Source organism: Allobosea sp. CER48, from assembly GCF_044752385.1.
In the GTDB taxonomy this organism is placed as follows: Bacteria; Pseudomonadota; Alphaproteobacteria; order Rhizobiales; family Beijerinckiaceae; genus Allobosea.
Genome location: NZ_JBIWYK010000501.1, coordinates 1 through 2,112, shown reverse-complemented (window position 1 = coordinate 2,112; position 2,112 = coordinate 1). Strand labels below are relative to the sequence as shown.

Annotated in this window: 1 protein-coding gene and 1 pseudogene; both read left to right on the top strand. The window is 66.0% G+C overall.

Going from position 1 to position 2,112, the window contains the following annotated elements; all coding sequences use genetic code 11:
- Positions 1 to 1,719 (top strand): type I secretion system permease/ATPase (locus ACIPIA_RS14845; RefSeq protein ID WP_400510659.1); only part of this gene is annotated, 1,719 nt, incomplete at its 5' end.
- Positions 1,720 to 1,766: 47 nt separating this feature from the next.
- A pseudogene (locus tag ACIPIA_RS14840) lies at positions 1,767 to 2,112 on the top strand (biotin/lipoyl-binding protein); the annotation flags it as partial.

Genomic DNA, 2,112 nt, shown 5'->3' with positions numbered 1-2,112 from the left:
CAGCGCCTCGGCGACCGGGACTTCAAGCAGGTGCTCGGTGCGGGCCTCGCGGGAGCGCGGCACAATCTGATGATCGTGGCGGTGTTCTCCGTGGTGGTGAACACGCTGGTGCTGGCGGTGCCGATCTACCTGTTCCAGATGTCCGACCGCGTCCTGACCAGTCGCAGCATCGATACGCTGATGATGCTCTCGCTGATCGTGATGCTGGCGATCGGAGCGCATGTGCTGCTCGACATGATGCGCCGCTTCATCCTGATGCGCGTCGCGGTCGATGTCGAAAGCCGCCTCGGCGGGCCAGTGCTCGCCGCCGCCGCCAAGGCTGCCCAGACCGGTTCCAACCGCGAATTCCAGACGCTCGCCGACCTGCAGCAGATCCGCAGCTTCCTGACCGGCCCGGTCATCCTGACCATGCTCGATGCGCCGACGGCGCCGATCTACCTGCTGGCGGTCTATCTGATCCACCCGCATCTCGGCTACATCGTCACCATTGCAGCAGTCGTGCTGTTCCTGATCGCCTATCTGAACCAGCAGTTCACGGCCGCCCCCTTTGCGCGCTCGAGCGCCTTTTCCACGCGGGCGAACCTGCAGTCGGAGGCGATGTCGCGCAATGCGCAGGTCATCAACGCCATGGGCATGATCCCGGAGGGCGTCGTGATGTGGGGCCGCGAGACGGCGGAATCGCTGAGATCCCAAGTCATGGCGCAGGACCGCAACATCATGATGACCGGCGCCTCCAAGTTCTTCCGCCTGGGAACGCAGGTTGCGATGCTGGGTTGGGGGGCGATGCTCTCGCTCGAAGGCCAGCTGACGGGCGGAATGGTGGTTGCGTCGTCCGTCGTCGCGGGTCGCGCGCTGGCGCCGCTCGAGGGCACCATCGAAGGCTGGCGCAGCTTCATTCATGCCCGTGCCGCCTTCCAGCGCGTCAAGGCGCTGCTCCAGGCCTCGCCGCTCAATCTCGACCGGCTGAAGCTGCCGGATCCAAAGGGGCGCCTCGACGTCGAGCGCATCCTTTATGTCCCGCCGCCGAACAAGAAGGTCATCCTCAACGGCATCAGCTTCAGCCTGGAGCCGGGGGACTCGCTCGCCATCGTAGGGGCCTCCGGCTGCGGCAAGTCGACCCTGGCGCGCATGCTGGTCGGTTCGATCAATCCGACGGCCGGGACCGTGCGGCTCGACCGGATGGAGCAGCGCAACTGGGATCCGCGGCAGTTCGGCGAGAACGTCGGCTATCTGCCGCAGGACGTTCAGCTGTTTCCGGCCTCGATCAAGGCCAATATCGCGCGGATGCGGGAAGACGCTTCCGACGCCGATGTCTTCGAGGCGGCCGAGATCGCCGACATCCACGAGATGATCGCGCAGTTCGCGCATGGCTACGAGACGCAGATCGCCATCGACGGCGCGCCGCTATCGGGCGGCCAGAAGCAGCGGCTCGGGCTGGCGAGGGCCTTCTTCGGCAATCCGCGCCTCGTCGTGCTCGACGAGCCGAATTCGAATCTCGACGTTCTCGGCGAGGTCGCGCTTGCGCGCGCCTTCGAGCGGGCCAAGGCCCGCGGCATGACGGTGGTGGCGATCACCCAGCGCCCGGCGCTCCTGCGCAGCGTCGACAAGATCCTGATGATCAAGGACGGCGCGGTGCAGGCCATCGGGGCGCGCGATGACATCCTGCCGTTGATCGTCGGAAAACGCAGCATCGAAAACGGCCCGTCGAAGCCGCACTGAACATAACCTCGGATCGACCTGGGAGCGAGGGAAGAGGGAGTGGGGACATGGCGAGGGAAATGGCTTTTCGGCCCTGGTACGCCGACGTGCCGCGCAGCACCCGTTCGGCGACCTTGGGCGGCGTCGTCATCATGGCGGCGACGATCATGGGCTTCGGCGTCTGGGGTAATACGGCTCCCATCGCCGGCGCTGTCATCGCGACCGGGGTGTTCGTCACGACCGGGCAGAACAAGACGGTCCAGCATCTCGAAGGCGGGGTGATCCGCGAGATCCTCGTCCGCGAGGGCGATGTGGTCGAGCGCGGCCAGAGCCTGATCAAGCTCGACGATACCTCATCGCGGGCCGAGCTGCGTCGCCATGAGCTCAAGCTCTTCCGGCTCGAGGCTATCGAGG